The sequence below is a fragment of the Rhodoferax sp. UBA5149 genome, assembly GCF_002413825.1.
GTDB lineage: Bacteria > Pseudomonadota > Gammaproteobacteria > Burkholderiales > Burkholderiaceae_C > Rhodoferax.
In genome coordinates this window covers 1-6,870 of sequence record NZ_DHXT01000106.1, presented here as the reverse complement: position 1 = coordinate 6,870, position 6,870 = coordinate 1, and the positions used below count along the sequence as shown (strand labels likewise).

The window sequence follows — 6,870 nt, the reverse complement described above, 5'->3', positions numbered from 1 at the left end:
CGCATCGGCGCGCAGTTGCACCTCGGTCTCGGGTTTCGACTTGGCGGTTTGCGTCAACCGAATAGCCAGCGCGGACAAATCCAGCGGCTGATCATTGAGGAAAGCTTGTCCGGCTTTGTCCACCGTCACCGTCACGAACGCAGGCGCCTCACCGGCTTGGGCCGCTTCGGTCTTGGGCAAGTCCAGCTTGATGGAGCTCGCCAGCAGCGGCGCCGTGATGATGAAAATCACCACCAGCACCAGCATCACGTCGACCAGCGGCGTCATGTTGATCTCGCTCATCGGCTGCGTGCCAGGGGTGCGCTCCAAACGACCAAAAGACATGTCTTGCTCCGGCCCCGCTCAAGCCTGCCAAACGGGCTGGCTGCTTGCCAGTTCCCGAACGTCGCGGGCAAACCCTTCGAGCTCCGCCTCAATGCGCCCGATGGCGCGACCCAGTACGTTGTAAGCCAGCACCGCCGGAATCGCCACCGCCAGACCGGCCGCCGTCATGATGAGGGCCTCGCCCACCGGGCCCGAGATTTGGCCGATCGTGACCTGTCCGGCGTTGGAGATGCCGATGAGGGCGTGATAAATACCCCAGACCGTGCCCAGCAGACCGACAAAAGGGGCCGTGGAACCCACCGTGGCCAGCAAGACCTGGCCATGCTGAAGCTTGGCCAGGGCCAGGTGAAGGGCATCACGCAGCACGCGGGTCAGCTGCTGCGACTTGTCGCCGGCCGCCGCCAAGGTGCCATTTGCTTCAATTTTTGTAGCAACCACCATAGGAGTGACGAGGGCTTCGCGGTCAAACGCCTTCAACTTCCGCAAGGCCTCGTCAACCGACGCGGAACTCCAGAACGCCGCTATGCAGCGCACGACATCGCCACTGGCACGACGCAGCAACCACGATTTCCACAGGATCACGACCCAGCTGCCAACCGACATGACCAGCAGCAGCAGCGCCACCCCTTGGGTCACCGCATCGCCCTGCCAGAACAGCTGTAACGCGTTCATCTCAGCTTGAGCACATCAAACATGTCGAACAAACCGGCTTTATGAGCGCTCAAAAAACGCACGGCACGCAAACTGCCTTGCGCATAGGTGGCACGGCTGGACGATTTGTGGCTGATCTCAATGCGCTCACCGATACCCGCGAACAGCACGGTGTGGTCACCCACAATGTCGCCACCGCGAATGGTGGCAAAACCGATGGACGACGGATCGCGTTCGCCGGTGACGCCCTCGCGGGCATACACCGCGCAATCCTTCAGGTTGCGCCCCAGTGCGTCGGCAATCACCTCGCCCATTTTCAGCGCGGTGCCCGACGGTGCGTCGACCTTGTGGCGGTGATGGGCTTCGATGATTTCAATGTCATAGCCGGTGGACAAGGCCTTGGCCGCCATTTCCAGCAGCTTGAGCGTGACGTTCACGCCCACACTCATATTGGGCGCCATCACAATGGCGATGTCGCGGGCCGCCGCTGCGATCTCGGCCTTCTGGGCGTCGCTGAAGCCGGTGGTGCCAATCACCACATTGACACCCAATTCACGGCACACGCGCAAATGGGCCAGCGTGCCTTCCGGCCGGGTGAAATCGATCAGGACATGGGCGTTTTTCAGTCCTTCGACCAAGTCAGCCGTGATCGCCACGCCACTCATCTGCCCGAGGAACGCCATCGCGTCCGAGCCAATGGCCGGACTGGCGGCCACATCCAGCGCGCCGGCCAGTTCGCAATCATCGGCCACCCGGATCGCCTCGATCAGCATCTGTCCCATGCGCCCGGAGGCGCCCGCTACCGTGATCCGATTGGTCATGATGTCAGTCCTGGTGAAGCCGCCACTGATCAGTTGCCTGCCGGCTCCAGCGGGGGGTAACTCGCGGGCAATGGCGCCAGCGGTTTGGGCTCGGCAGCTTTTGCCGGGACGGGCAACTGCTTCAAAGCTTCTTCAGTCATCTCAAGCACGGGCACCTTGCCCGACTTGCGCCCGGAATCGAGCGACGCCACGAACTCGGCTTCTGTCGGCAGGGCGTCGGCTTCCATGCGCTCCAGCGTATCCCCCTTGAAAAACACGGTGACTTTGCGCGCCTGCGGCTCCAGGCCCTGACGCTTGAAGGTGAAAACATAGTCCCAGCGGTCGGCATGGAAAATACTGGTCAGCAAAGGCGTGCCCAGAATATCGCGAACCTGCGCGCGGCTCATGCCGGGCTTGATCGCAGCCGCTTGTTCTTTCGATACAAAATTGCCCTGAACAATGTCCATTTTGTAGGGCGTAACCACACCGGCAATGCTATTGCTGGCACTGTTCAGGCTGCCACAGGCCACCAAGCCTGCGCTGGCGGCGAAGAGCAGGATCAAGCAGGTACTACGACGTTGAAGATCAGTCATGAGGTAAGGTGTGGCGATATGATCGGTCCATTGTACCGGCTGCACCTGTGACGGCAGCCTGCCTGCGGGCAACAGAGAGACCTCCATGACCAATATCGACGAACTGAAAAGCACCGGCCTCAAGGCCACCTTGCCCCGGCTGAAAATACTGGAGATATTCCAGAAGGGCACGCAGCGCCACATGACGGCGGAAGATGTCTTCCGCGTTTTGCTGGAAGAGCGCTCGGATGTCGGTCTGGCCACGGTGTACCGGGTTCTGGCCCAGTTCGAGCAAGCAGACATCCTGAGCCGCAGCCATTTTGAGAGCGGCAAGGCGGTCTATGAACTCAATGAGGGGCAGCACCACGACCATCTGGTGTGCCTGGATTGCGGCAAAGTGGAGGAGTTTTACGACGCTGAAATTGAAAAACGCCAGCACGCGGTCGCCAAGACCAAGGGTTTTGCCATCGCCGACCATGCGTTGAGCCTGTACGCCCACTGTACCCGGGACAAGTGCCCGAACCGGCCTGCATCTGGGCACAACCCAGCTTAGCAGCATCGTCCAGGCGCCACGAGGTTCTTGCGAGCGCTCAGGCCGGCGTCATTCAGCCGGATCCATCGCTTTGCGGTGGCGCTCGACAAACTCCTGGTAAGTGTCAATCCCGCGCAGCTGCAACACGGTATTTCGCACCGCCGCTTCCACCAGCACGGCGATGTTGCGGCCCGCCACCACCTGGATCACCACTTTGCGAATCGGAACACCCAGCACGTCCTGGGTCAGCGGCTCATAGGGAATGCGCTCATATTCTCGCTCCAGCGTTTCGCGGCGCACCAGATGCACAATGAGCTTGACCCGCATTTTTCGCCGAACGGCTGTTTCGCCAAAGATGCAGCGGATATCGAGCAGTCCGATACCCCGCACTTCGAGCAGGTTCAGCAGCAACTCGGGGCAGCGGCCCTCGATCGTGTCTTGATTGATGCGAAACAGATCCACCGCATCGTCCGCCACCAAGCCGTTGCCACGCGAGATCAGTTCGAGCCCCAACTCGCTTTTTCCCAGCCCCGATTCCCCGGTGATCAGCACGCCCAGACCGAGAATATCCATGAACACGCCATGCATGGAGCTGCGGTCTGCAAAATGCTTGGACAGGTAGGCCCGCAGCACATCAATCACAAAAGCCGATGAGCCTTGCGTCGCGAACATGGGAATCTGGGCCCGTTCGCACATCAACATCAGGGCTTCCGGCGCGGCCTGGCCATCGGCCAGAATCAGCACCGGCGGCTCCAGCGTGACAATGCGGGAAATCCGGCGGGCGCAGTCTTCTGGCGTTGCGTTGGTGAGGTAGGCAATCTCGCGTTGCCCCAGAATCTGGACGCGATAAGGATGAATGTAGTTGAGGTAGCCGACCAGGTCAGCCCCGGAGCGTGCGGCACGCACCGCCACCTCGTCAAAGCGGCGTTCTGAGGCGCCCAGTCCCGCCAGCCATTCCCACTTCAGGCTGCCGCGAAACTCCTCGAACAGTACATCGGCGCTGACGGCGGTAGGCTTCACATGAGGTCCAGTCGCAGCAAGATAGGTGAGATGGCGTGATCAGGCCAGTTGCGCCGACTGCCAGTTGGCGATCAGGCCATGCAAATCAGCCGCATCCGTGCTGGTGGCCATTTTTTCACGCAAAGTCACATCGCTGAGCATTTCAGCAATCTCCGACAGAATTTCCAAATGCTTTTGCGTTGCCGCCTCGGGCACCAGCAAAAAGATCAGCAAACTGACCGCCTGCTCGTCAGGCGCATCAAAACCGATGGGTTGTGCCAATTGGAGGACCGCTGCCATGGGCGCCTTGAGGCCTTTGATGCGCCCATGCGGAATGGCAACGCCATGACCCAAGCCGGTCGATCCCAAGCGTTCTCGGGAAAAAAGGCTATCGGTCACCAAGGAACGGCTGAGGCCGTGAAGGTTTTCAAACAGCAAACCAGCTTCTTCAAAAGCTCTTTTTTTGCTGGTGGCTTCAACATGCACAAGCACTTGTGCAACGGGCAGGATGAACGCGAGTCGATTCATGGTTGGGTGGCAGATTATGCACCGAAGTCATTTCGGGCACTAAAAAAGCCGCGCGGGCAACCGGGCGGCTTTGGTCTGAGTTCAGACTGGGGGTCTCACATCAATCGTTTGGGCGCGTCATGATGATGGTTCTGCAAACGATCTTTATGCCGAACGACCTGGCGATCAAGTTTGTCCACCAGCTCGTCCACGGCAGCGTACAAATCGGCGTGCGAACTCTCGGCAAACATGTCGTTGCCCTTGACATGAATATTGCACTCCGCTCGTTGCCGTCGTTCTTTTTCCTTTTGTTTTTCCACAGTGAGTAGCACTTTGACATCCACTACCTGGTCAAAATGCCGAATGATTCGATCAAGCTTGGTCGTAACGTAACTGCGCAGGGCTGGGGTAACTTCGAGGTGATGACCGCTGATCGTCAAGTTCATAAATGGCCTCCTGTTGCTCTCGGGTTGAAAAAGCTGCCGGCGGAATGCAGACAGCACACAAACCAAAACTCAAAAAACACTGTCGACGAATTCACTATGCCCCCGATAGGCTGGAAAAGCAAACCTTTTTATTGATGCAATGCAACAAAAAGTTGCCGTGACAACGACTTTTGCGGGTCGGCCACGGTATCTTTTTGAACTGTCTTTTTTGGGCTTGCGCCCGACTCTCACCTCCCTGCACAATGGGCGCATGAGCCTAGACACCATCATCCATGCCAGTCTCAGCCGTCCGGCCCGGCCCATCACGGCGCTGGTCCTGATGGGCGGCGGCGCCAGAACGGCCTACCAGGTTGGCGTTCTGCGGGCGCTCGCGTCGATTCTGAAGCCGCAATCGAAAACTCCGAATTTTTTCCCCTTTCAGGTCCTGGTCGGCACATCGGCAGGCGCCATCAATGCGGCCTGCCTGGCGGGGTACGCAACATACGGTTTGCAGGCGTTTGAACGCTTGACGCAGTTCTGGAGTGAGCTCAGATCCTCCGGTGTTTATCGGCTCAACGTGTCGTCATGGACTCGTTTCAACAAGTACCTCATGGCCTGGAGCCTGTCCCGTCACGCCCAGGCGAACGGCGCGATTCTTGATAGTCAGCCGCTATTCGACACGCTTCGCGAGGCGGTTTCCTTGCCCGGCGTGGAAGAAGCCCTGCGCACCCACACCATCGAGGCCCTGGCGGTCACGGCGTCGAGTTACAGCAGCGGTGTGCACTGGACGTTTTGCCACACCGCGCAGGATGAGCCTTTTCGCGCTTGGGCTCGCCCCGGGCGGCGTGCCGGATTTCAAGCCATCACGGTTGACCATTTGATGGCCTCCAGCGCAATTCCTTTCCTGTTTCCATCGACCCCCCTGCGGGTCGGTGGCCGCCAGGAATATTTTGGGGACGGCTCCATGCGCCAGGTCTCGCCACTGTCCCCGGCCATGCATCTGGGAGCTCAAAAAGTGTTCATCGTCGGCGTCGGTCAGCCGGAGCGCTCCGGCTTTGGCGGCCACGCGGCAGACCAGCCGGCACGCGCCCCCACACTGGGCAGCATCGCGGGCCACGCCATGGCCAGCGTATTTCACGACACCCTGCAAGCCGATGTGGAGCAGACCCATCGCGTCACGCAAACCCTCGGGAAACTGCCACGCGACGCGGCATCGGCATTGCCGTACCGGAGTGTGGATGTGATGGCGATCCAGCCCACACAGTCGCTGGATGCGATCGCCCAGGCGCATATCCGCGAGCTGCCGGCGGCCACCCGCAATGCCTTGGGGGCCCTGGGCATTCTCAGAGGCGGCGGCGGCACACTGGCAAGTTACCTGCTTTTCGAACCCGGCTTTGTGCAGGCGCTTATCGCCATGGGCGAAAACGATGCCCATGCAAGAAAATCGGAACTATTGGCGTTTTTTGCAGACTCATGACCGCCCTGCAATGCGATAATTTCGCCATCTTGACTCCCGGAGAAAACTCCTTGGAAACCTGCCCTAGTCGGTAGCTTTCAACTCCCTTAACTGCATCGGGGTTGGAAGCGAAACCTCGCAAGCTCTGCCAGATGCAATCAATTTCAAGGGAGTGAGCCATGCTCAACATCTTCACGCTTGCCAACGGTCGGCTCTTTCAGGAAGAGATCGAATCGCTGGAAGAACTGTCTAAATTTCAGCCGATTTGGGTCGACCTGGAGTCGCCTACCGTCGAAGAAAAGCGCTGGGTCAAGCAGTACTACGGACTGTCCATCCCGGAAGATGCGATGGACGAGGACATTGAAGAATCCGCGCGCTTTTACAAAGAAGACAACGGCGAGCTGCACATTCGCAGCGATTTTTTAGTCGCCGACAATGAGGAGCCGCACACCGTGCGGGTCGCCTTCATCCTGAACCTGGAGAACGATGAACTCAAGAGCAAGGGCGTGCTGTTTTCCATTCACGATGAAGACGTGCCGGTGTTCCGCCTGCTGCGCATGCGGGCGCGCCGCGCACCCGGCCTGATCGAAGACGCCAAGGAAGT

Annotated in this window: 10 protein-coding genes; 3 read left to right on the top strand and 7 right to left on the bottom strand. The window is 59.4% G+C overall.

From position 1 onward, the window contains the following. From B3V69_RS09680 to B3V69_RS09665, 4 genes are all read right to left on the bottom strand, one after another. Positions 1-324 (bottom strand): ExbD/TolR family protein (locus tag B3V69_RS09680; protein WP_296446031.1); only part of this gene is annotated, 324 nt, incomplete at its 3' end. A gap of 18 nt (positions 325-342) precedes the next feature. Beyond that, positions 343-996 carry a MotA/TolQ/ExbB proton channel family protein gene (locus B3V69_RS09675; RefSeq protein WP_296446029.1) on the bottom strand — a complete coding sequence of 218 codons (654 nt, stop codon included), beginning with the start codon at positions 994-996 and terminating at the stop codon, positions 343-345. Continuing rightward, positions 993-1,796 carry a 4-hydroxy-tetrahydrodipicolinate reductase gene (dapB, locus tag B3V69_RS09670; RefSeq protein WP_296446027.1) on the bottom strand — a complete coding sequence of 268 codons (804 nt, stop codon included), beginning with the start codon at positions 1,794-1,796 and terminating at the stop codon, positions 993-995. Before dapB ends, B3V69_RS09675 begins: the two co-directional genes overlap by 4 nt. Positions 1,797-1,825: 29 nt before the next feature. Further along, entirely contained in the window at positions 1,826-2,368 is a 543-nt protein-coding gene (locus B3V69_RS09665) for an outer membrane protein assembly factor BamE (protein WP_296446025.1), read from the bottom strand. Between the two features lie 85 nt (positions 2,369-2,453). Here B3V69_RS09665 and fur point away from each other — a divergent pair, with 85 nt between their 5' ends. Next, positions 2,454-2,900 (top strand): ferric iron uptake transcriptional regulator, encoded by a 447-nt coding sequence (fur, locus tag B3V69_RS09660; protein ID WP_296446023.1) that lies wholly within the window; start codon positions 2,454-2,456, stop codon positions 2,898-2,900. A 48-nt stretch (positions 2,901-2,948) separates the two neighbouring features. On the opposite strand, the gene hprK is transcribed toward fur, so the two are convergent. From hprK to hpf, 3 genes are all read right to left on the bottom strand, one after another. Beyond that, complete coding sequence (gene hprK / locus B3V69_RS09655; RefSeq protein ID WP_296446021.1) at positions 2,949-3,899, bottom strand: HPr(Ser) kinase/phosphatase; 951 nt, start codon at positions 3,897-3,899, stop codon at positions 2,949-2,951. 39 nt (positions 3,900-3,938) lie between these two features. Beyond that, positions 3,939-4,406, bottom strand: coding sequence for a PTS sugar transporter subunit IIA (locus tag B3V69_RS09650; protein WP_296446019.1), 468 nt, complete (start codon positions 4,404-4,406; stop codon positions 3,939-3,941). Between the two features lie 95 nt (positions 4,407-4,501). After that, on the bottom strand, positions 4,502-4,831 hold the full coding sequence (hpf, locus tag B3V69_RS09645) for a ribosome hibernation-promoting factor, HPF/YfiA family (RefSeq protein ID WP_296446017.1): 330 nt from the start codon (positions 4,829-4,831) through the stop codon (positions 4,502-4,504). 157 nt (positions 4,832-4,988) lie between these two features. On the opposite strand from hpf, the gene B3V69_RS09640 reads away from it, so the two are divergent. Both B3V69_RS09640 and B3V69_RS09635 read left to right on the top strand, forming a co-directional pair. Further along, positions 4,989-6,287 carry a patatin-like phospholipase family protein gene (locus B3V69_RS09640; RefSeq protein WP_296446015.1) on the top strand — a complete coding sequence of 433 codons (1,299 nt, stop codon included), beginning with the start codon at positions 4,989-4,991 and terminating at the stop codon, positions 6,285-6,287. A 158-nt stretch (positions 6,288-6,445) separates the two neighbouring features. Next, positions 6,446-6,870, top strand: a 425-nt coding sequence (locus B3V69_RS09635) for a CorA family divalent cation transporter (RefSeq protein ID WP_296446013.1), incomplete at its 3' end; no start/stop codon positions are given.